The organism is Hyalangium gracile, from assembly GCF_020103725.1.
Taxonomy (GTDB): domain Bacteria; phylum Myxococcota; class Myxococcia; order Myxococcales; family Myxococcaceae; genus Hyalangium; species Hyalangium gracile.
The window spans coordinates 373,094-394,914 of sequence record NZ_JAHXBG010000005.1 but is presented as its reverse complement, the minus strand read 5'-3'; the positions used below and the strand labels follow the sequence as shown (position 1 = coordinate 394,914).

Genomic DNA, 21,821 nt, shown 5'->3' with positions numbered 1-21,821 from the left:
TCACGGGACCTTCCGCAGCACCATCAGGCTCCCGGCGCGGTGGACCTCCTGGTAGCGCCCGTGGGCCAACACCTCGTCGACGAGCCGCTTCACGCCCGGGAAGTAGTCCGTGTAGTCGTGAAACGCGACGTACCCACCGTCCACCACCCATCGCTCGAGGTGGTGGAAGTCGCTCGAGACGCTGGCGTAGTCGTGCAGGCCGTCGATGAGCAGAAGGCTGATGGGGCCCTGCCAGGTGACTTCTGGCGCGGTGCTCGGGTGGATCTTCACACGGTCCATCAGTCCCGCCAGCTGGAGGTTGCGCTCCAGCCTGTCCCGGGTCGGGCCCAGGTGCTGGAGCCCTCGATCGTGCGCGCCGACGACTCCGTCGAGCGGATCGATGGCGTGGACCCGGGCCGTGGAGCCCAGCGCCTGCGCCACCCGGCCCAGCAGGACCGTGGCCTTGCCACAGAAGCTCCCCACCTCCACCAGCGCGTGCGGCGCGGGCAGGTGCGTGAGTGCGCGCGAGGCCGCCGCGATGAGCAGGTCCGCCTCCTCGTCCGCGAGCCAGCCCTCGATTCGCCGCACCTCGTTGAGGATCGGCCACGTCAGCAGGAGGCCATGGGGCCGTGCCTCCGCTGGCGCCGCACGCTCATCGGCGGAGGGCCGGGGCCTGGCGCGGGTGGAGGCGCGAGGCGCGGAAGCGGTGCCCTCGTAGCCCCCGAAGCGAGCGCGGATGTGCGCGCGCAGCGGATCGCCATGGCTGCGAGGGACTGGATGGATCCAGAAGAGGTCCGGCTCCTCGAAGGCGGCGTCGAGCTCCTCGGTGGAGTAGCGCTTCCGGAACTGCACCACGTCATAGCGGCACGGGCTCTGCGCCACCTCGTAGCCGAGCAGGGCCAGCAGCGTCGGCAAGAGGATCTCCTCGGAGGCCCAGATGTGGGTCCGATCCAGCAACTCCTGGAGCTGTCGGTCATGCTCCCAGAGGTGCAGGAGGTCCCTCGCGGCGTCCGCGGTGAAGATGGTGGAGGGCCAGAAGGTCCTGTGCACGAACTTCGACTCGCCGTCCGGGAACCGCCGCAGGAAGGGGCGCCACTGGTGGAACTCCTTCCACGCCTGGTCCGCGGGCGCGGGCCACGGTCGCTCCGCGTCCGGGCCGTGGACCAGCCCCAGCAGCCCCACCCGGGAGCGCTGGGCGAGGAAGCGGCCCAGGTACTCGGAGTAGCCCGGACGCATCCCGAGCTGGTCCGAGTCCACGATGGTCATCGTGTCGAACGGGAAGCTCTGGAGCGCGAAGCGGAAGCAGTCGAGCGCGAAGTCATGCAGCCACCCCCACCGCATCGGCTGCGGTGAGGGATGGACGACGGCGTTGTAGCGCTCGAAGGGGAAGTCGCTCAGCAGGCTCGGATCCGTGCCGCCGTTGTAGAGCAGCAGGACCGAGGCCGGATCGAGGTGGTGCAGGTTGCGCACCAGATCGATGACGGACTCCCGGCTCTCGTGCACCAGGCATGCGTGGACGTTGACGTGCCTGCCGCTCATTCAGACGACTCGTGCTAGCGCCCCCGGGTCGCCCGGGCCGACACGGGGTTGGCGGCGCTGACCCTCAGGAAGGCGATGGCCGGAGCGCTGGTGGGGAAGGGCACGCTGCTCGTCCGCGTCGTCACCACCTCGAAGCCCTGGAAGTTGGAGCCGAGCACGGTCTTCAGCGCCTCGCCCTGGCTCTTCCGCATCGCCACGTTCGCCTCATCGTTGCGGACCCAGACCTCGATCTTCGTCACGTACTTGTACATGTGGTTGGCGAAGGCCGTGGTGAAGTTCTGCACCATCTGCGTCCCCGTGCCGTCCGGGATCGTCGTCGTGCCCTGGGCGAAGTTCACCCGGCCCACCGGGTTGTAGGGGTAGTTCGCGCTCATGAGGATGGAGTTGGCCGCCGCCGTCGAGCCCGTGGTCAGCGCCTGCATCAGCTGCTCATAGGGCATGTGGGTGCCGGTCGGGACGCTGTCGTAGGCGTAGACCTCCAGGTAGGTGAGCGCCGTCCGGGTGATGATGATCATCAGCCCGTCGGCGTTGGTGGGCTTCAGCACCTCCGGCAGGGGGACGAGCGAGAGCAGCTGCGAGCTGGAGTCCACCTTCGAGTGCGGCTGGATGGCCTCCTCCACCTTCTTGATCCGAGAGACCTGGATCGCCTGGGAGTCATCGCTCTTGGAGCCCGCGGCGGCCAGATGGATCAGACTGCCCGGGGACAGGAGCTTCCAGCTCTCGGCGGTGGTCGTGGCGTCGAAGCGGGGCTTGGCGGTGCCTCCCTCGAACTCCACGAACATGCTGCCCGCGGACGTCAGGGCCCGCTGGATGTTCGAGTACACGCCGCTCTTGAGATCCTCCGTGTAGCCGTTGGCCTGCGCCTCGGTGCTCGCGTGGATGCTGTAGACGCGATACCGGAGGGGCGGGAGCGCCTGGGGTGTCTCTTCCACCACCGCGCACTGCTTGGTGCGGCGACGGTGGAAGAGGACCCAGTCGTGGACGGCCTGGACGGTCAGTCCGGAGGGGTCGGCCTCGGGCTCGGGGAAGAGCAGGGCCTGCGCCACCTGCCGGAACGTCGCCTCGGTGGAGGGAACGGACTGGATGAGCTCCAGCGCCGACACCGCCTTCTGGTGGTAGGGGTCGGTGTCGGTGAGCACCGCCGTGCTCGCGTCGAGCGTCGCCTTGATGAGCTCCTCGGTCGAGCTCGGCTCGTCGTCGCTCAGCTCGCCCTTCACGGTGAAGGTGATGCGGGGCGGTGACGAGCTGCGCGTCACCATCGCCTCCAGCGCGCCTCCTCTTCCGCCGACGGTGAGCACCGCCTTCATCGAGCCGTTCGCGTCGTCACCCTGGAACGTCAGGGTCACGTTGAGGGTCATCTTGTACGTCTCGCCCGTCTCGGTCGGCTCGGTGGGGCGGGTCGTGAGGGTCGAGAAGAACAGGTCGAGCGTGCCGACAATCGTCGAGCCGGCCTGGACCTGGGTCGCCGTGAACGTGCCGGAGATCTGGGTCTCCTCGCCGCGCAGCCCATCGTGGGCGAGCCTCGCGGTCATCAGGCGCAGGCTGACCGGCGTGCCCTGCTGGGCCTTCAGGGTGCGGAAGCGGCGATCCCACCGCGCCGCGATCCACAAGGCATCCGGGTGATCGTCACCATCCGAGTAGTACGGCGGGGCGGGGTAGTTGGTCGCCAGGGCCAGGGTCTCGGCCTGGGCCGCCCGCGCGGCCTTCTTGCTCGTTCCGGGAGCGGGGGCCGGGGCGGCGGTGGCGGCCGGGGCGGTCGTCGCCTTGGCCACCGGCTTGCCCACCTTCCGGCTCATGGAGTTCAGCTTCCGCACGGCCGCCGCGAGCTGGAGCGGGGCCGAACGGGACTGGGTCGAGACGGTCGCTGCCTCTCGCTGCTGCAACGTCTGCTGCCCGCCCTGCGTGACGATGAGCTTGCCGACCGAGCTCGGCAGCTGTGTCGCTCCGGTGGACCATGTGTCCGCCGAGTAGAACGCCATGCCTCCGGTCGAGAGCTGCTCCGTCCGTGTCACGCCGCGCGCCTCCGGGGAGTCCTGCGCGAGCAGCGACGTCTCATAGAGCGTGCTCCCGGACTGGACGGAGCCCTGGATGATGTTGCCGTCCGGGACGAGCACATCCACCTGCGGCTTCTTGCCCTGGGTCTCCAGGCCCTCGAGCAGGGAGATGCGCTCCATGTGCTGCGCGGCCTCGAGCGCGTGGGCCACGTAGTCCGGGCGGACGACGCAGAAGCGCAGGTCGACCCCCTCGCCCAGCAGCGCCCGGACCTGGGCGTTGACGCTCGCCGTCGTCTGGTTCGCCACGGGCAGGTAGCCGGCGGACGGCAGCTCGACGATGCCGTTCTGGGTGAGCAGGCCCCCCTGCATGGTGGAGGGAGTGTTGGTGGTCTGGGTGCCCAGCAGGAACTGGATCTTCGACTTCAGGTCGCTGATCTCCGAGAGCGCCGGGCCCAGGCCCGTCACATCCAGCTTCGAGAGCTGCTCCTGGAGCCGGGCCAGCGTCTGGGACGTCTCTCCCAGCATGTCCTTGGATGGCTGGCACGGGTCCGCGCCGTCCGCTGGCAGCTCGGTGAGGAGGTGCGCGAGCTGGCACTGGAATTGGAGGATCTGGGCGAGGAAGACGTCCCAGGGCCGCATCCGCATCTTCCAGGCCCAGTGCCGCTTCGCGGGGGGCTCGATGCGCTCGCGGCGCGCGGTCCACGCGTCCAGGAACACGGTGGTGTTGCCTTCCCGGGCGACCACCGCGAGCGGCACGTCGCACGCACCGGCCTCATAGCCAGCGCCGAGGCACCACGCGCCGCCGGTGAGCCCGCTGTACGAGAGCTGGTTCGGGTGGGCGCTGCGCTCGTCCGAGTAGTACGCGGAGGCCACGCGCGAGCGCAGGTGGAGCTGCGACAGCGAGAGCCTCGACGACGTCGGGTACGGGGTGACGAGCGAGAGCGGCAGGGCGCGCACCACGAGCCCCTCCAGCCGATAGGGGCGGCTCGTGGTGGTGACGCAGGAGTCCTCGCAGAGCTTGCCGTAGACGTCCTCCTCGCCGCAGAGCGCCTCCGCGTGGCAGATGGTGATCAGGTAGAGCGCCGTGGCCGGTGCCGCCTGGGTGGTGCCGCCCGAGGGCGTCGTCTGGGGCGCCTCGCAGAGCTGGAATGCTCCGGAGCCGCCCGTGGTCTGCCCCTGCACCGCGGTGCTGGCGGCGGTGGCCTCGATGAGCGCCTGGATGTCCAGCGAGGCCTCCTGCGGGAGCAGGAGCACCCGGCCCATGGGATCGATGGCGAGGCCGGCCGACAGCTTCAGCGCGCCATTCGCCGCCAGCGTGGTGCTCAGGCCGTGGACGACGCCCGGGCCTCCGCCCTGGTTGGACATGGCCACGAGCTGACGCAGGTAGCGCTGCTCGGCCTCGAGGTCCGCGGCGCGCAGGAACTTGCCGTCGAAGTAGTTGAGGCGCGTGAGTGGGGTCTGCGCCGGAACGAGCGTGATGCCGTTCTGGGCCCCCACGAGCACAAGCGTGCCTCCGTTTCCGTTGCTCTGCTGCGGCATGATCAGCTCCTCGCCTGCGTGAGGGTGAAGTGGTGGCTGAAGTCGTGGCCCTGCGAGGCCGTGCCGGGCGGTCCATCCACGGCTCCGGCGAACGGGCGGAAGTCCGGGCCCGCGCCCAGCACCGTCCGGGGGCCCGTGCCCCGCACCACGAGTCGGAAGAGCCCCTCCTTCGGAGGCTCCTCGGTGAGATCGATGGAGACGCTCGTGCCGTCCTCGCCCAGGCTTCCTGGCAGGACGAAGGCCAGCGGCTGCCAGCCCTTGTCCGGGGTGAAGCGGCTCAGGAGGACGGTCTCCTCGGTGAGGCTGTTGCGCTCGATGGGGCTCGTGGTGGTGAAGGAGAGCGTCTTGTCCGTGATGGCCACCGAGGAGGGGTCCACCCGGGGCCCTCCGGCGTCCGCGGGCTGGCCCCGCAGCGCGCCGCACAGCAGCTCCTGGATCGTCGAGGTGGCCACGTGCGAGGGCCGCACCTGCGGCAGGATCTCCGGCAGCGGCGTGGCCAGCACCCAGCCGTTGGAGGTGTCGTTCAGCACGATCCCCTGCACGTCGGCGAGCACCAGCTCGTTCGGATCCAGCGCCGGGAACAGGGTGCTCGCCCCCTCCGGACCCGCCGCGGGTTGCAGCTCGGCGCTGTCGAGCGCGGCATAGCGTCGGAAGGCCTCGAGGGCCTGCTTCGGCTGGTCCTCCGCGGGGAGCGCGCGGATCGTCTCGCGGTGCTGGAGGATGTCGAGATCCTCCTGCACGGGCAGGTCATTCTCGATGCGCACGTCATCCAGCCCGAAGAACAGCCGGAGCCGGTGGTACGGCGCCGTGCGCGGAGGCGAGAAGTTGGGGCGCAGGAAGAGCTCCACCGTCTCCTGGGCGCGCGAGTACGCCACGCCCTGGGTGGCGCCCTCGCAGGGCTCGGAGATGGAGGGCACCGGCCGCGTCAGACAGGCCTTGAAGCGGATGACGACATGGGCGTCGAACACCACCCCCGTGTCGGTGATCTCGGGCGTGAAGCCCGGATCGTCCTTGTGGGCCGCGTACCAGGCGCCCAGGTTGACGCAGCTCGGGGAGTCCAGGTGCAGCTCGTGGCCGCTCGCGTCGAGCGCCAGGCCGGGGTTCACCTGGAGCTCACCGCGCGTCTGCTGGACCTCGACACCCATCCCCCACACCACGCCCGGGCCGTGGAGCCAGGCGTTGTGGAGGCGGATCTTCCCGCGGGGGTAGCCCTCCAGCGTCTCGAGATCATCCACTCCGAGCAGCATGCCGAAGTGGACGTTGAGCGCCGTGAAGGGATTGACCGGGAGCTGCACGTTCGCCGACTGCGAGGCGGAGCTGGTACTGGCCTGGGTGAGGACTTGGGGCATGGGGGGGCTCCTCAGATGTCGTCGCCGCGGATGGCGCTCAGCAGGCGGGTGGGCTGGTTGGCCTGGACGCTCTCGAGCATCGCCTTCCGCGTGGCGATGGCGTTCTCGAGGAAGGCCAGGGAGAAGGAGTGCTTCACCTCCGCGAGCAGCGCGTTGGCGTAGGCGGTCTCGGCCGCGTTCAGGTCGGCCACCAGGGTGGCGGGCGTGTCCTTCACCTCGTTGAGCAGCGTGGTGGCCTCCAGGAAGGTGAGGATCTGGCGCCACGCGCGGTCCGGGATCACCGCCGCCCAGGCGAGCAGCAGCGCTCGCGAGTTCGCGTCGAAGTCATTCCGGGCGTCGTTTCTCGTCGTCTCGGCCGTGTCGCGCGGGCCCTTCGCCGCCACCACGCCGGTGTCGTCGCTCACGTTGGTGTCGTTGGGATCCTTCGCGTAGGCGGCGAGCACCGCGTCGTCGTACGCCGCCTGTCTGGCGTCCAGCACGATCTGCGCCGCGTTCAGCGGCTTCTCCAGGTCCGCGGCGTCGTTCCGATCGCCGAGCGCCTCCTGGACGTCCGCAGCCTCCGCCGCCGTGAGCACCTGGTTGCTCGGGTCCGCGAGCTGCTGGAGCAGCTTGACGGCCCGCGTGTAGCGGTCGCGGCCGGTGAGCGCGTACTCGGTGAGGCGACGCTCGGCCAGACGGAAGGCGACGCCCTGCTTCTCGGCCTTGCCCGCCAGCCCTCCGCTCGTGTCGAGCAGGGTGGCCCGCTGCGCCTCGGCCTCCTCCACGGCCTTGCGCGCCAGCTTCAGCCGCTCGTGCCACAGCGTGTAGCGCTGCGTCGCCAGCTCCCAGAGCTTCGCGGGGATGATGGACGGGACGAACTTCGCCTGGGCCGCCGCGTAGACCGTGCTCCCTCCCGCGCCCGCGAGCACGTTGCTCGCGTCCGTGCGCAGGGTCGCGAGCGGGGCCTGGCCCACGGCGGTCTTCCAGGCCTGGCGCCGGGCGTCCTCCTGGGTGGCCTGCGCGAGCCGGGCCTCCGCGCTCGTCAGCCGGGCGTCAGCCAGCTCGAGCATCGACTGGGCGCTGGCCACCGAGGCCTGGGCCGAGCCCACCCCCGCGCGAGCGGCGAGCACCGTCGCCTGCTGCTGGCGGTGCTGCACGGTCACGGTGGAGAGCTCTCCCAGCAGCACGGTGGCGTCGGAGGGCACCGCCGCCGCGGCGAGCTGCGCGCGCAGGGCGGCGATCTGCTCCTCGTACTGCTGGAGCTGGGCGATGGCGTCGGTCAGCGTTTTGCGCTCGGCGGACAGGAAGGCCTGCGCGGTGCCCAGGCGGTCGCGGGCGTTGTCCCGCGCCGTCTTGAAGAGGTCGCGTTCCTGGGTGGCGAGTTCAAGGAGGGAGTTTGGCATCGGGCTCCTCTAGGGGTCGGCCACCCCGGCGGGGACACCGGGGAAGGCACGGCCGGATTTGGCGTACTCGCGCCACACGGCGCGGACGAGGTGGTGACGGGTGATGGGGCTTGCTTGGGCGGCCGCGAGGAACGCGGCGGCTACGGCGGCGTTGCGGATGAGTCCTCCGGAGATGGGATAGAGAGCGGCCAGCTCCGCCAGATCGACCTCCCTGGCGAGCGGGACCTGGGACGGCAGGTGACAGCGCCACAGCGACAGGCGCTCCTCGAGCGTGGGCTCGTCGAAGTCCACCACGAACTCCAGCCGCCGGATGAAGGCCGGGTCGATGTTGTGGCGCAGGTTCGTGGAGAGCACGGCCAGCCCCTCGAAGCGCTCCAGCCGCGAGAGCAGGTAGGCCGTCTCCAGGTTGGCGTAGCGATCGTGCGCGTCGGAGACCTCGGAGCGGCGGCCGAACAGGCCATCCGCCTCGTCGAAGAAGAGGACCGCCTGGGTGTGCTCGGCGGCGTCGAAGACGGCGGAGAGGTTCTTCTCCGTCTCGCCGATCCACTTGGACACCAGGCGCGAGATGTCCACCAGCAGCAGGTCCACCCCCAGGGCGCTGGCGAGCACCTCGGCGGAGAGCGTCTTGCCCGTGCCCGGCGGGCCTGCGAAGAGCATCCGGACGCCATGCGCGCCGGGCCGGCCCGAGAGCAGCCGCCACTCGTCCAGCACCTGCTGCTGGTAGCCGAGCCGGTCCACCGCCTCGCGCAGCTGGGCGAGCCGGTCCGGTGCGAGCACCAGGTGCTCCCAGCGGGCCTTGGGCTGGATCAGCTTCACGCTGGGGATGAGCGAGAGCCCCGTGCGGGTGCGCACGCTCGCGGCCACATGGGAGAGGCCGGGCGAGGTGCCCTCGAGCTGAGCCGCGCTGCGCACGTCCTCGGCCACCTCGCGCACCGCCGAGGGCTCCAGGCTGTAGCGCGTCGCGAGCACCCGGGACAGCGAGCCCAGCTCCGGCAGCAGCTCGCCCCAGGCCTGGGCGCGGGCGCTCGTGGAGGGGCGCTCCACGTAGAGCGTCTGCGCGGGCCGCAGGCCTCGGACGGCGGTGGCCCCCTCGCGCACGGCGACGAGCACCGGTCCGGGGAAGCCATCGAAGGAGGGGACCTCGACGGTGCTGGAGCCTTCGGACGCGGGCAGCCGGAGCACCGGAACCATCCCTCGCGCCAGGGCATGGAGGCAGGCCTGCCGCACGAGCTCCGGAGTCCAGGGGCCCGTGGTGCCCAGGCGGACCGAGGGCACCGAGGCCGCGGCGGCCAGGGCGGCGGCGCGCGGCAGGGCCACCTCCTCGGACTCGGCGGCCACCAGCACGGTGCGCGGCTCTCCGGACTGCAGGGCTCGGATGGCGACCCGAGCGCTCGGCGTGTCGAGCCAGTCCTCCAGCCCGCTCACCGTCACCGGCGTCTGGAGGGGCACCAGCCCCGCGGGCCACACGTCGAACCCGTGCAGCGCGGACCAGAGCGACTCGCTCGGCACCAGGCTGCGCTCGAAGAAGGGGGCCTCTCCGGTCATCCGCATGAGCCCCGCGCGGATGGCGGGGCCTGTCTCCAGCACCTCGCGCAGCAGGAGCCGCTCCTCGGTGGAGCGGCAGAGGAGCTGCGCGGCGAGCCCCACGCTCATCCACGGCTCGGACCGAGGGTGCAGCGAGCGCAGCACGGCGCAGAGCCCCTCGTGCTGCTCGGGCATCCCCGAGAGGAGCAGCAGATCCGCCTCGACGGGCGCCAGCCTCAGCGCGGTGGCGATCCGATCCAGCGGGTGCGGCGGCTCCTCCATGCGGTCGAGCGCGCTGCCCTTCCACTCGCCCAGGGGACGGTCTCCCGCGGTGGAGAGGAAGATCTGCTCCAGGAGCTCCCGCTGACGGGCCAGGGGACCCTCGGCGGCGAGCGCCCCGTCGAGGAGCTGGGCCAGGCGACCGGCGAAGATGCCCGTCTCCCGCGCGAGCCGCGGGCCCGGAGGGCTGCCTGCCTGAGGCAGGGGCTCGATTCCGAGGCCGGGCTCACGCATAGGTGAACCTCATCACCACGCCGAGCCAGGGCAGCCAGTCCGGGTTCAGATCCAGGCCGGCCCTGCGCAGCTCGGTGGAGACCTCGTCCAGCTCCATCCGGATCTCGATCCAGCCCGGATCCGCCACCACCTCGCCGCGGCGCCGGCAGACGAAGAGCAGCAGCTTCTCGCGAGGCTCATCCGGTTGGCCCAGGCGCTCCCGGGTGCGCTCCACGATGCGCGTCGCGCAGGCCGCCAGGAAGTCGCGCTCGGCGTCGGTGGGTGGAGGCTCTCCCTCGGAGGGAGGCTCGGCGTCGGGGGCCAGGCCCGCGAAGGCGAGCGCGGCGGGATCGGCCGGCTCCAGCGGCTGCAGGGTGAGCGCGAGCTGATGCAGCATCCAGCGGGGCCCGCGCACGGCGGCGAACTCGCTGGAGAGCAGTGTGTCTGGCAGGCCCAGCTCGTCCACGATGTGCAGCAGGAAGAGGAGCCCCGCGGCCCGGGTGGTGCCACGGCGGCGCACCTGGGTGAGGGCGGAGTCCGGAGTGGACTCCGGCTCCTGTGTGGTGGCGTCGGCCGTGGAGTCCCGCCTCGGCGTGGAGGCGTCCGGGGCGGGTTCCTTCCCCTGGACGGAGGCGTCAGGCGTGGACTCCCGCTCCTGGTTGGAGGAGGCACGGGCAGGGTCCTGCCTCGGAGAAGACGCCTCGGCTGCGGGCCCTCGCGACGCGGTGGGCGTACCGGATGCCGAGGTGCGCAGCCGCTGCTCCACATCGAGCAGCAGGTGGGTGCTTGCCCGAGGCCCCTGGCGGAAGGCCGTGGGCTCCGCCTCCAGCACCGAGAAGACCGCCAGCGCGCGCAGCGATCGGGCTTCCGTGGGGAGGGCGTGCGTGGCACCAGCGCTGCTGACGATGGCGCGCGCGATCTTCGAGGCACCGAGGATGCGTGCCACCTGGCGCTCCAGCGACGACGGGGCCGAGGCCGCGCGGGGTGCCTCCTCGGAGGGCGCGGGGACCGCCAGCGCGGCGGGCGCGGCGGAGTGGGTGAGGGCGGCGCGAGCGAGCGCCGTGGCGCCATCGGCGCGTGTCAGCTCGATGAAGCGGAGCAGCGCGCCGGCCCGGGCCAGCTCCGAGATCACGGGGACGATGGCGCGCGGATCGGCGAGGAGCGCGCGGTTCGCCTCGCGGACCGCCTCCGCCTCGGACACCCCGTTGCCAGCGAGGCTCCACATCCCGAGCTGCTTCCACGCCCACGTCCGGGACAGCTCGCCTCGCGCGGCGCTGAGGGCCACATCCACCAGCGCATGGTGGCGCGAGCCGTAGTGGACGACTCCCGCCCCGCCCTTCACCAGGGCCTCCTTGAGGGCCTCCACGAGCGCCAGGCTCCAATCCACCGCCAGCGAGGAGTCCGCCGCCTCCAGCCGCAGCCGCACCGGCACGTGCAGCTCCCGCACGCAGATCTCCTCGTGCGTGGGGACACCGGCGCGCTCCAGGGCGGCCTCGAGCACCTCGTCCAGCATCTGCCGGAGCACGCGATCGAGGCGGGCCCGCTCCTCCAGGGCCGAAGCCGGGAGCCGGTAGCGCGTCGTGAGCTGGTGGATGCGCAGGGTCTCCATCGGTCATCTCACCCGGGTGTTGGCGCCAAGCCGACTGCCGTCCAGGAGCAGCCCGTCCGAGGGCCTGCCCACGATGGCGTCGCGCCCCAGCACGGCGTTGCCACCCACCTGGAGCGGGCTGAAGCCGCCCGTCCTGCCCACGATGGACGACAGGCCGAGGTGGAGCCCGCGCCCCACCCGCATCCCCGCGTCCACGGTGCAGATGTCGAAGATCGTATGCGCGGGCCGATGGACCTCCAGCAGGTGCTCCAGCATCTCCCGCTGCTCGGTGGAGAGCGCCGCGGGCACCAGGACGCTGAAGCGGTGGGCGTGGGTCTTGAACGCGTCGGCCGCGGTGCCCTGGATCGGGGACTGGGTCTGCTCGCCCACCTGGCCTCCGACGCGGAAGCCTCCGCCCAGCACGGAGCTGGAGAACGCAGGCCCCGAGTCTCCCAGCACGGCGCCCCCGAGCCCCCGGAGCCGGAAGTGCTCGATGAGGATGGGCTTCACCCCCAGGCAGAGCTCGATGAACCGCTCCAGGCCTTTCAGCGTGCCGCGGTAGCGGAAGAGCCAGATCACCTCGCCGATCAGCGCCCGGCGCACCTCGGCGGACCAGCGCTCGTCGAGGACGAGGCCGACGAAGCTCGCCAGCCATGGGAGGAGCTCGTCCGGCGTGGCGCGCGGGTTGAGGAGCGCGTGGCGCGTGGCGGCGCGGGCCTCCAGGTCTCCGAGGAAGCCCTCCAGCGGAGCGAGGTAGCGGCGCAGGAAGTCCGCCGCCTCGGGATCGCGCGAGAACGTCTTGGGCAGGCGGCGCAGGTAGTCGTGCGAGGGGTACTCGGCACGCAGTCCCCGCACGCGCGGGGTCTGCCGCGTGTTGCCGGACAGCTCCAGCGTCACCCAGAGGTAGCGTCCGGCCGGAGCGCGGATGGGCGCCTCGTACGTGACGAAGTGATCCTCGGGGGGCTGCTGGGCCCAGGGCAGCTCACGGCCGCTCTCGCGGCGGTGCAGCAGCTGGTCCACCTTCTCCACGGTGGGGACGAGCGACAGCGGCGGCAGGGGAGGAGACAGGTCCGGTCGCGGCACCACCTCCTTGATGAGCTTCTCCGGCAGGGTCCACGGCAGCGAGGGCTCGTCGGTGGGCTCGTCCTGGGTGATGAAGTGCGCGCGGAGCTCCGTGCCCTCGGGGATGCAGGCGTCGAGGAAGAGCCGGCCCCAGACGGTCTGGAACTCGCCGCTGTCCAGCCGGAACGTGGTGACGCGCCCCCGCCGGGCGTAGGTGACGCGCGCGGGCACCGCATGGCGGAAGCCCTGCGCGGTCCAGAAGCCGATCGCGGGCTTGTCGCCCGGGGTGCGGACGATGCCCAGCCCGTCGTAGCCCCGCGCCTTATAAGGAGGCAGCTCCTCCACCGCGCCCGGAGCCACCCGGAAGCGCCGGAAGTCCGCGCCCGGCCGCCGGGCCACCACCACCACTCCGTCCGCCTCGCACTCCACATCCGTGGCGTACGGCACCGCGAAGGCGTCCTCGGGGTGCGCCACCGGAACGACCCGGGCCCCCGCGCCCGCCGCGCCATCGAGCAGGAAGAGCTCCCCAGCGGGAGACACCGCGATGCGAGAGGGAGCCGTGACGCCCGCGGGCAGGGGAATGGAGACCGGATCCCTGCGGGCCGTCAGCCGGATCAGCCCGGCCGGCGCCGTGAGGACCGCATGGACGGTGTTGCCCGAGGCGGCGAGATCCAGCGGCCGAGGCCCGGGGGCCAGCGGATCGCCGAGCACCACCTTGCGCAGCAGGCGCCGGCTCCAGAGCTCGAAGACGAGGATGCGGTTGGCGCCCGACTCGGCGACGAAGAGGCGGTCATCCACATCCACGGCCAGCCCGCGCGGCACGGCGAGCGCCGTCGGAGCGGGGTTCGCCGGGGCAAACTCCCCCAGGTCCTCGGGCTCGGGAGCCGGGAACAGCTCCATGGGGGCGGGCACCTCGCCGGCGCTCTGGCGAGCGGCCCACATCACCCGCTCCACGCCTCCCTGATCCGGGAGCGAGTGGTAGAGCCGACACTCCTGATCGAACGCGAGGCCGGCGCCGAGCAGCGGCGCGGGGTTCTCCGTGTCCGAGTGCGCGGGCGCGGTCCAGTCCAGCTCCAGGGCATCCGAGATCGGATCGAGGTACGTGTCCTCGTGAGCCGACCGGAGCCACTGGTCCCGGGTGCGCACCAGCGCGAATGGCCGGGTGGGAGCCACGATCAGCACTCCTCCTTGATGATGGGGATGGGCACGCCCACCTTGGGCGAAGCCGGCGGGCCCAGCGCCTCGCCGGGCTCGAGGGGCTCGCCCTCCACCACGGTGATCTCCGCCAGCTCCGGCACCTCCCAGGGCTTCAGCTCCACGGTGCCGGGCACCCACTTCTTCTGAGCCTCGTCCCAGCCGGCCACCTTCACGTCCTCGGTGAGGTACTGCACGCCCTCCACCTGGAGCGCGGCGGCCTCCAGCTCACGCCCGAGCACCCGCCGGCCCAGCGGCCAGCCGTGGCCCTCGGGCCCATAGGGCGGCAGCGGCGCCAGGTACTGCCGCAGCACCAGCTCCACCCAGCGCCCCACGGCCTCCACGCCATAGCCGGGCTTCACCTGGAGCCCCACCGCCACCGCCACCTTGCGGTACGTGGGCGGAATCACCCACAGCTCGGTGGTGATGAGGCGCCGCGCATCCAGCCAGCGGCACACCGAGCGCAGCAGGGTGCGGTCCGGCATGGGCGCGTTCGGGTGCTGCCGGTCCTCTCGCGGCCACACCACCACGCTCACCACGCCCGCCGCGTTCAGCTCGCGGGTGGGCGGGTGGAACAGGGCCAGACACTCGGCGCGGCCCACGTTGGCTCCCGGAGTGGCCAGCGCCAGCTCCTGGAAGTCGCTCCGGGTGACGGCGCGATCGTGGCGGCGGAACTCGGCCGGCACCCGCTCGAGCGCCTCCGCGATGGACTCCGCCGGAGCCCCTCCGCGCGCCGGCAGGGGATTGGAGAGCTTGAGCGCGGGCAGCGCCTCCAGCTTGGAGATCGCCTTGGCCGGCACATTGCCCTCGGCGCCGCCGCCGTAGCGGTACTCGGTGGCGCGCAGGCGCTCGCCGATCTGCGGGGCGCGGCCCTTCACCCCGTTGCCGAAGCGGACCGTGCCCGCCTCCAGGTCCACCACGTAGTGCCGGTCATCCTCGGCGCTGGCGTGGAAGTCCTCCACGGCCACCCACGGCCGCCAGCCGCCGGGCTCCTCCACCTCCAGCACCAGGCTGCCTTCCATCAGCGGCTTGTGCACCAGGGCGAACTGCTGCTCTGGCTGCCCGTTGCCCGTGCCGACGAACTCGGGGCGGGCCTTGCGCGTCTGCACCACCTCGGTGGCGTTGACGCCCACCCACAGGACGCGGCCGAAGGGGCGGTCACTGCTCACGCGCCGCCAGGCCCGGATCCAGAACTTCACCTTCTGGGCCAGCTCCTCGTCCTCCAGCGCCGGTGGGAACTGGCCCGCGCCCAGCATGTCCGGATCCTCGGGGGTGAACACGCCCAGCTGCGTCACGTCCGTGGGCAGCTTGAGCCTCACCACGCCCCTCTGGGTGAGGCCGCGCGAGGTGTCTCCCTCCACCGCGAGCGTCCGATAGATGGGCTGCTTCGTCTGCGGATCGATCTGGCCGGTGGAGTACTCCCAGACCACCTCCGGGCTCCGGTCCTGCGCGCCCTCTCCGGCGCACGGGCCCTCCACGTCCTCGAGGCTGGTGATCTGCTCGTCGGGGACGAAGCCCACGTTCAGCGTGCGGCCCTTCAGCTTCGCCAGGTCCGTCACGCCGGTCTGCTCCAGCACCGCGAGCCAGAGCATGCCATCCACCGCGCCCTGGAAGTCGACGGGCTGCGCACCCGGCTTGGAGGGATCCAGGGGGACGGACTCGTTGCGGTAGTAGTCCGCCTCGGCCTCGGAGATCTCCATCACGTCCAGCGCGGCCTGGGCGAAGTCAGCCTCCTCTCCCGGCTGCGGCGGCGCCGTGCGGGACTTGCAGACGGCGAGCGCGGAGAGCGGCAGGGCCAGCACCTCGGTCGTCGTCTCGAAGGGAATGCTGCCCGCCAGGGCCACGCTGCCGGCGGGGACGAGGCTGCCCGCGGGCTCGGTGGTGGTGACGGCCACCATGGCCTGGGCCGCCGTGGCGGTGCGCAGGGGGATGCGCAGCAGCCGCAGGAAGGCCAGCTGGGTGGCCTCGGGGATCTGGTTGAAGCGGAAGAGCAGGTTCTCGCCCAGGAAGGCGAACAGCTCCAGCAGGGTGATGCCCGGATCGCTCGGGTTGTGGTCGGTCCACTCGCGCGAGTAGACGGGGATGCGCCGCACGAGCTCGTCGCGGAGCTGCTGATAGGAGCGGTCGTCGAGGATGGGCGTCGGGAGGGGCATGGCGCGCTACTGCAGGTAGAAGGGGTAGACGAGGTTGCCGGGCCGGCCATCTCGCACGTGGACGTAGGCGATCCGGATGAGCACCAGCGCCGGATCCTCGCCGGGATCCACGCGCACCTCGGTGAGCTGGATGCGCGGCTCGAAGCTGGTGAGCGCTGCCTCCACGTCGTGGCGGATGAGCGCGCGGGTGGCGCTCGAGTTGGGGCGCATGAGGTAGCGGCGCAGCCCACAGCCGAAGCTGGGGCGCATGATGCGCTCGCCGGGCTCGGTGTCGAGGATGATGCGGATGGACTCGGCCACCTTCTCCGGGCCCTCCGTCAGCGGCAGCGACCCTTCCTGCCCGGGCTTCACGGGGAAGCCCCAGCCCTTTCCGAGGAAGCGCAGTGAGCTCATGACACCTTCACCTCCACGGTGACGCGGGGCTCGAACTCCAGCTGGGCGACCAGATCCGGACCGAAGATCTTCTCGGGCCTGGGGACTGGATCCGTGTCCTTGAAGCCGCCGGGGGCCATGCCCTTGTGCAGCCCCGCGAGGGGCGTGTTGGCGTAGCCGTCGAACTGAGTGCTCACCTCGCCCGCATCCAGCCCCATCGTGTTCGCGATGCCGGTGGACAGCTCGACCTTCAGCTTCGTGTTCAGCCCCGTCGCGACGGACGCCTCCAGCTCGAGATCGAGGTTGATGTCGGGAGGGATGGCGGTGAGTTCCGCGTCCAGCGCCGCGTCGATCTGGAGGCTGGGCGGGATGCAGAACTTGAAGACGAGCAGGAACCACAGCCCGAACATGAAGACGAGGATGGGCAGGAAGATGTTGAGGACGAAGAGCGCGACCAGGGTGATGAGCGGGATGGCGAAGAAGCAGACGGCCTGCGCGCCCATGGCCCCGCCGGACAGCGCGTTGCCGGAGATGATGGGCTTGAGGGACTGGGGCTGGGAGAACCGCATCGGCGAGAAGGTGCCGAAGGGCAGGCTGGCGGCCTGGGCGGACAGCTCGCCCAGGTCCGGCACCTGGATGGTGATGGGCCGGTTGCTGGTGCCCTGCAAGTCACTCTGCGAGGCCAGCCGGTAGCTCTCGGTGGGCTCGCTCCAGACCAGCTCGCCGCAGCAGTCCGGGGCGTCCACCTTCCGGGGACACTTCGGATCGTGGCGGCGGACGAAGCAGCGGACCTCATAGAGCATCCGGTCGTCGAAGCGCGCCTCGCCCCGCGCGTCGGTCTCGAAGGTGCTCGTGGGGAGCACGCCGAAGTACAGCGTCTTCCCCTTCGCGTCGTGCTGGGGGGCCGTGGGATCCGCGAAGAGCGGGTAGAGCGGGAAGGTGGTCTCGGTCAGCTCCCGCGGCGTCTCCTCCACCAGCTGCCACTGGCCGATCTTGTCGAACGGTCCAGGCACCCAGCCCTCGTGGATCGTCACGACGCCGTTGTCGTCCTTCCACTTCTGCAGCTCCTTCTTCTTGGCGACGATCTGCTCGAGCACCTTCACCCGCTCGGGGCCGAACGTCCCATCGGCCTTCATCTTCTCGATCTTCTCGCGGCGCTTCTGGGCGGCGCGGGGCTTGAGGGGCGCCGTCTCGTCCAGCTCCGCCACCTGGGCCTGCAGGTCGACGATCTCCTTGAGCAGCGCGAGCGCCTCCTTGCGCGCGGCGTTCGGTACCTTCATCACCCGGCGCCGCACCACGAAGCCGGCCTGGCACACCTCGCTGGCGGAGGCGGTGGGGAAGCCGGGCATGTCGCAGTGCAGCTCGCAGACGACCAGGTAGTAGCGCCGGTGCGTCTCCAGGAAGATCTTCCGGATGCCCGTGGGGACCAGGCTCGCCCGCTGGGGCTTCGCCGGCTGGTGGGGATCGAGCTTCGGCGCGTAGAAGCTGGTGGACTTGCCGGCGAAGACGCCTCCGGTGAGCAGCGGGGCGGCCACCAGCTGGACGTTGAAGATGCGGTCCACCTCTTCCTTGAAGCGCAGCGAGCGCTGCGGATCCTTGAGGAAGCCCTCCACGAAGTCCGGCTTGTCGAACTTCTGGAACACCGGCCGCGTCCCCCGGGGAGACGTGGCCACACCCTCACTGATCTGGCGCTGCCAGCGGTACCAGGGGGCGACGAGCTTCCAGGGATGGGCGGTCGTCATGGCTCACCAGACATTGCCCGCGCCCGGGGAGTAGAGCGGCGAGGTGACGGAGGTAGCGGTGAGGGCCGTGCAGGTGACGCTGCCGGTGTAGGTGGTGGACGGGGACTGCACCAGCACCGAGGCCGCGGAGATGACCAGCCGCTGTCTGGCGGTGATGACGATGTCTCCGCTCGGCTCGAAGGTGATGGTGCTCTGGTTCGCGTCGGAGAGCGTCACCCGACTCGCCCCCTCGTCCAGCACCAGCTTCTGGCCGTTGGCCAGCGAGAGCGTCACCTTGGCGGCGCCCTGGGTGTCGTCGAACTCGAGCGTGCTGCCGGAGCGCGTCTTGATGAGGCGCTTGTTGTTGGCCTCCTCGGGCGCGGCGGGCAGGGCCGCCTGGCCGTTCCAGCAGGCGCCGACGATGTAGGGCCGGCGCAGCTCTCCCGCCTCGAAGCCCACCACCACCTGGGTGCCCACCTCGGGCAGCACCTCGAAGCCCTGGTTGTCGCCCGCGTAGGGCGTGAGCAGGGTGGCCCACGCGCGCACGTCCTTGCCGGGCTCGCCCAGGAAGGGGAACTTCACCTCGATGCGGCCGAGGCGCCGCTCGTCCATGATGCTGGTGACCAGGGCGGGGTAGAGGCCGAAGTAACGAGGGCCGCCGCCATCAGCGTGGGTGTCGCTCATCAGGTGCTCTCGCTCACGGTTGGGCGCTCCGCCTCGAAGTGCGTGCGGTGGCCATGGGTCAGGTCGTAAGTGTGGCGGACACGGGTGACGTAGTAGCCCCCGCCGCTGAAGGGCCGGCCGACTCGCTCCAGCGTGAGCCGGCTGCCCACCTCCATGCTGGGGCTGCCATTGGTGACGCCCGTCACCGTGACGAAGCGCCGCCCGCGGCGGAGCAGCTCGGCCCGGGCCCATGCGTCGGCCTCGGTGCTCGTCAGGGGGACGTTGCGCACGCGGTGCGAGGCCCGCTCGCCGAAGGCGCTCTGCAGGATGGACGCTCCCGTGCGTCCCTCGGACACCTCCTCCGCCAGGACGTCCGTGCCTGAAGGCTGGTGGATGGACTCGCGCTGGAAGGCGTCGTACCCGCTCACCGCCACGCTGGTGCGCTGGTGGGCCAGGTCCGCGCGCAGCCGGGCCTCGATGAGCTGGTTGCCCTGGACGAGGGTGAGCTCGGCGGCCCGCCGGTTGCCCCGCGTCTTGAAGTGCAGCGCGTCGTCCTGGAACCACACCTCCGCCTGGAGGAGGCGGGCGCGATCCCTCAGGAAGGCCAGGTCGCTCTGGTTCCACTGCTGGACGACGTCGTACGTGGGGCCGGGGGCCTCCGCCTGCGCGCTCAGCCCGTGCTCGCGGGCGATCGCCTGGGCGATGTCCGCGTCCGTGACGTCATTATAGGTGCGGCACCGGCGCGTCATTCGCAGGGCCATCAGCTTGTCCTCGGCGAACACCACCACCTCGGGCTCGGAGCCCTCCTGGAAGCCGGCCTCCAGGGCGCTGATGGTGCCCTTGAAGATGACGCGGTCCTCGCCGCTGCGGCCGATGGACACCTCGAGCGACTTGCCGAAGTCGATCGGAGAGTTCTCGATGTGGAGCAGGCCCTCCGCCCGCGAGTCCGCGCGGGGCCCCTGCGCCAGCAGCCGCAGGGTGAGCGTCTTCAGCCCCTCGGTGTTCTCCTCGATCTCCAGGCGCAGCACGTCCCGGGCGAGCTCTCCCCGAGTCTCGCCATCCACCTTGAAGACGGGCGCCGCCGAGGCGAAGAGCCTAGTCATCGAACCCCTCGGCGCGGGTCCGGAGTCGATCCTCGGCGAGGCGCGCGAGCGCGGCCTTCACTCGCTCCACCTCCTGCCACGGGGTGGACGGCTCGGAGCCGGAGGGCTGCTGGCCCGGCTCGGCCTCGGGCACCACCTCGGAGGTGAGGTTCTCCACGTTCACCGCCATGATGGACCTCCCCGGTGCGAGCAGGCACCCCGGCAGCCACACCCACGGCGGGGGCTGCGCTGGGCCTGGGTGGCTTTGACGGCGGCGCGGACCCTGTCCCCCGCTGGGAGCTGCGTCCAGGGCGGCGCGGAGGGATCGCGCGTCTCGGGCACCTGGTGGGCCGCATGCGCGGGGCGCAAGGGAACCTGGCCGGAGACGGCGCCGGCACGCTGGTCCGCCGCGCCGGACACCCGGGGACGCAGCGGCACGCCCAGCCCGAACGTCGTCGCGCGGGGATCCGCCTGGGGAGGCGCCGGGCGCGAGGGAGCCTGGGACTGCTGGGTGGGCGAGGGCAGCCCCGAGAGGGACAGGGGCGTGCGCGGCTGCTCGGGCATCGAGGGCCGCGCCACGGGAGCGTTGACGGCGATGGGCGTCGAGGGCCGCACCGCGGCGGACGCGGAGCCCGAGGCGGTGCTCGTCCGGGAGGCAGGGGCCGGAGCGGAGACCCCGAAGGCCTTCCGCGTCGCGTCCGCCGCCGTGCTCGCCTTGAGGCTCTCCACCGTCTCGATGGCCGCGCTCACGCCGCCCGAGGCCGCGAGCGCGCGACCGGAGGATGAGGAGCCGCCCGCTCTGGCGCCCCCCTCCAGCCCGAAGGACGCCTCCAGCGAGGCGGAGACGCCGGCCTCCACACCGAAGGTGGCCCCCAGGCCCGCGCTGGCGGAGAGGTTGCTGTTGAAGTCGATCTCCACCCCGGCTTCGAGGGAGAGCGAGCCCTCCACGGAGGCGGACAGTCCGCGCCACGCGGCGGGATCCAGCCCCATGCGCGCGGCGAAGTCGGCCAGGCTCTCCCCGGCGAGCGCGAGCGCGCTGCGGTCGGTGGGGTGGTTGTCCTGGTTGGCGCCGGCGCCCCGCTGGAGGAACTGGTACTTGGCGTCCTGCTCCTGGATGGAGACGCCCATCTTCGCGCGGAGCGGGGTGCCATCCGAGGCGAAGAAGTCCAGATCGATGGTGAGGCTGCTGATGATCCCGTCGATGATCAGGTCGTTCCACTGGAAGCGGACCTTGGGCGGGGCCTGCTTGTCGGTGCCCTTCACCTCGGGGACGACGAACTGCTCCACCAGCGCCGTCTTCTCGCGCACGGAGCGGGGCCGGCCATCGGGCGTGCCCTCGTCGGCGGTGTCGAAGACGAGATCGAAGGACAGCTGCGTGGAGCTGCTGCCGATGAACTGGCGGGCCTGCCGGCCTCGGGACTGGCCGCCCTCGACGGTGTTGCTGAGGGCCAGCCGGAGCGAGGCGGGGTTGAACTGCACCTCGACCGGGTCGCCCTCGGTCTCGGTGTCCGTTTCGGTGCTCCAGATGCGCTGGAGCGTGGCCTTGACGAGTCCGCTCATGGTCAGAAGGAGAGCCTCAGGCCCTCGTGGGCGATGTGGAGTTCCTCGATGGCGATCTCGCCAGAGCGCGCATTGAGCTGCGGGCCGACCAGCTTCGCGGGCAGCCCTCGGTCGAAGGTCCAGGTGGCGAGCACGTTCCCGTCATCCCCCTCGCCCCGCGTGTCCAGCACCTCGATGACGCCGTCGTAGCGGGGCACGGGCCGCACGCCGCTCAGGATGCCCTGGAGCCAGCGCCACAGCTCCGGGTTCACCTGGCCGCTCGAGTCATAGAAGAAGCCCCGCTTGAGCACGATCGGTTGATACTTGCCCCGTCCCACGCGCTGGATGACGCCGTCGTTGCGGCCGCCTTCCTCCAGCTGCTGGATGTCCATGGAGATCTCCAGCCCGGAGCACTCCTGGAAGCCGCCATCTCCCAGCAGGTCGCCGCCCGCGGAGCCTCCGAAGCCGATCGAGGCCGAGGCCTGGATGCCCGCGGAGAACCCTCCCGCTCCGATGGAGGCACTGGCGGAGACGCTGGCGGAGATGCCCGCCGAGGCCCCCGCCGGAGGCCCCGCGCTGCGGCGCAGGGTGACGCGGAAGTTGAAGGTGTTCGCGAGCCGGCGGCTGCCGGTGTCGATGGGCGCCATGG

General features: G+C 71.5%; 15 protein-coding genes. All 15 read right to left on the bottom strand.

Annotated elements, in window-relative coordinates; all coding sequences use genetic code 11:
• From KY572_RS12375 to KY572_RS12305, 15 genes are read right to left on the bottom strand one after another with little or no spacing between them, the layout of a single operon-like run.
• Positions 1-1,518 carry a class I SAM-dependent methyltransferase gene (locus tag KY572_RS12375; RefSeq protein WP_224242780.1) on the bottom strand — a complete coding sequence of 506 codons (1,518 nt, stop codon included), beginning with the start codon at positions 1,516-1,518 and terminating at the stop codon, positions 1-3.
• Between the two features lie 14 nt (positions 1,519-1,532).
• Entirely contained in the window at positions 1,533-5,051 is a 3,519-nt protein-coding gene (locus KY572_RS12370; protein ID WP_224242779.1) for a hypothetical protein, read from the bottom strand.
• Positions 5,052-5,053: 2 nt separating this feature from the next.
• Positions 5,054-6,400 (bottom strand): hypothetical protein, encoded by a 1,347-nt coding sequence (locus KY572_RS12365; RefSeq protein WP_224242778.1) that lies wholly within the window; start codon positions 6,398-6,400, stop codon positions 5,054-5,056.
• Between the two features lie 11 nt (positions 6,401-6,411).
• Positions 6,412-7,782, bottom strand: coding sequence for a coiled-coil domain-containing protein (locus KY572_RS12360; RefSeq protein WP_224242777.1), 1,371 nt, complete (start codon positions 7,780-7,782; stop codon positions 6,412-6,414).
• Positions 7,783-7,791: 9 nt separating this feature from the next.
• The gene (locus KY572_RS12355; RefSeq protein ID WP_224242776.1) at positions 7,792-9,819 is read right to left on the bottom strand and encodes an ATP-binding protein; all 2,028 of its coding nucleotides are present in this window, start codon (positions 9,817-9,819) and stop codon (positions 7,792-7,794) included.
• Positions 9,812-11,407, bottom strand: coding sequence for a contractile injection system tape measure protein (locus KY572_RS12350; RefSeq protein ID WP_224242775.1), 1,596 nt, complete (start codon positions 11,405-11,407; stop codon positions 9,812-9,814). Before KY572_RS12350 ends, KY572_RS12355 begins: the two co-directional genes overlap by 8 nt.
• Before the next feature lie 3 nt (positions 11,408-11,410).
• Positions 11,411-13,621, bottom strand: coding sequence for a phage tail protein (locus KY572_RS12345; RefSeq protein ID WP_224242774.1), 2,211 nt, complete (start codon positions 13,619-13,621; stop codon positions 11,411-11,413).
• Between the two features lie 2 nt (positions 13,622-13,623).
• Positions 13,624-15,795, bottom strand: a complete 2,172-nt coding sequence (locus KY572_RS12340; protein WP_224242773.1) for a putative baseplate assembly protein — start codon at positions 15,793-15,795, stop codon at positions 13,624-13,626.
• Positions 15,796-15,801: 6 nt separating this feature from the next.
• Positions 15,802-16,188, bottom strand: coding sequence for a GPW/gp25 family protein (locus KY572_RS12335; protein ID WP_224242772.1), 387 nt, complete (start codon positions 16,186-16,188; stop codon positions 15,802-15,804).
• Positions 16,185-17,909, bottom strand: a complete 1,725-nt coding sequence (locus KY572_RS12330; protein WP_224242771.1) for a hypothetical protein — start codon at positions 17,907-17,909, stop codon at positions 16,185-16,187. Before KY572_RS12330 ends, KY572_RS12335 begins: the two co-directional genes overlap by 4 nt.
• A 3-nt stretch (positions 17,910-17,912) precedes the next feature.
• Complete coding sequence (locus KY572_RS12325; protein ID WP_224242770.1) at positions 17,913-18,572, bottom strand: phage baseplate assembly protein V; 660 nt, start codon at positions 18,570-18,572, stop codon at positions 17,913-17,915.
• Positions 18,572-19,654, bottom strand: a complete 1,083-nt coding sequence (locus KY572_RS12320) for a phage late control D family protein (protein WP_224242769.1) — start codon at positions 19,652-19,654, stop codon at positions 18,572-18,574. Before KY572_RS12320 ends, KY572_RS12325 begins: the two co-directional genes overlap by 1 nt.
• Positions 19,647-19,823, bottom strand: coding sequence for a hypothetical protein (locus KY572_RS12315; RefSeq protein WP_224242768.1), 177 nt, complete (start codon positions 19,821-19,823; stop codon positions 19,647-19,649). The genes KY572_RS12320 and KY572_RS12315 overlap by 8 nt, the downstream gene beginning before the upstream one ends.
• Positions 19,814-21,193 (bottom strand): CIS tube protein, encoded by a 1,380-nt coding sequence (locus KY572_RS12310; protein WP_224242767.1) that lies wholly within the window; start codon positions 21,191-21,193, stop codon positions 19,814-19,816. Before KY572_RS12310 ends, KY572_RS12315 begins: the two co-directional genes overlap by 10 nt.
• A gap of 2 nt (positions 21,194-21,195) precedes the next feature.
• Complete coding sequence (locus tag KY572_RS12305) at positions 21,196-21,819, bottom strand: phage tail protein (protein ID WP_224242766.1); 624 nt, start codon at positions 21,817-21,819, stop codon at positions 21,196-21,198.
• Positions 21,820-21,821: the final 2 nt, after the last annotated feature.

Coding starts and splice junctions, on each gene's coding strand:
- KY572_RS12375 (WP_224242780.1), bottom strand. CDS start 1,518: ATGAGCGGCAGGCACGTCAACGTCCACGCATGCCTGGTGCACGAGAGC.
- KY572_RS12370 (WP_224242779.1), bottom strand. CDS start 5,051: ATGCCGCAGCAGAGCAACGGAAACGGAGGCACGCTTGTGCTCGTGGGG.
- KY572_RS12365 (WP_224242778.1), bottom strand. CDS start 6,400: ATGCCCCAAGTCCTCACCCAGGCCAGTACCAGCTCCGCCTCGCAGTCG.
- KY572_RS12360 (WP_224242777.1), bottom strand. CDS start 7,782: ATGCCAAACTCCCTCCTTGAACTCGCCACCCAGGAACGCGACCTCTTC.
- KY572_RS12355 (WP_224242776.1), bottom strand. CDS start 9,819: ATGCGTGAGCCCGGCCTCGGAATCGAGCCCCTGCCTCAGGCAGGCAGC.
- KY572_RS12350 (WP_224242775.1), bottom strand. CDS start 11,407: ATGGAGACCCTGCGCATCCACCAGCTCACGACGCGCTACCGGCTCCCG.
- KY572_RS12340 (WP_224242773.1), bottom strand. CDS start 15,795: ATGCCCCTCCCGACGCCCATCCTCGACGACCGCTCCTATCAGCAGCTC.
- KY572_RS12335 (WP_224242772.1), bottom strand. CDS start 16,188: ATGAGCTCACTGCGCTTCCTCGGAAAGGGCTGGGGCTTCCCCGTGAAG.
- KY572_RS12330 (WP_224242771.1), bottom strand. CDS start 17,909: ATGACGACCGCCCATCCCTGGAAGCTCGTCGCCCCCTGGTACCGCTGG.
- KY572_RS12325 (WP_224242770.1), bottom strand. CDS start 18,572: ATGAGCGACACCCACGCTGATGGCGGCGGCCCTCGTTACTTCGGCCTC.
- KY572_RS12320 (WP_224242769.1), bottom strand. CDS start 19,654: ATGACTAGGCTCTTCGCCTCGGCGGCGCCCGTCTTCAAGGTGGATGGC.
- KY572_RS12315 (WP_224242768.1), bottom strand. CDS start 19,823: ATGGCGGTGAACGTGGAGAACCTCACCTCCGAGGTGGTGCCCGAGGCC.
- KY572_RS12310 (WP_224242767.1), bottom strand. CDS start 21,193: ATGAGCGGACTCGTCAAGGCCACGCTCCAGCGCATCTGGAGCACCGAA.
- KY572_RS12305 (WP_224242766.1), bottom strand. CDS start 21,819: ATGGCGCCCATCGACACCGGCAGCCGCCGGCTCGCGAACACCTTCAAC.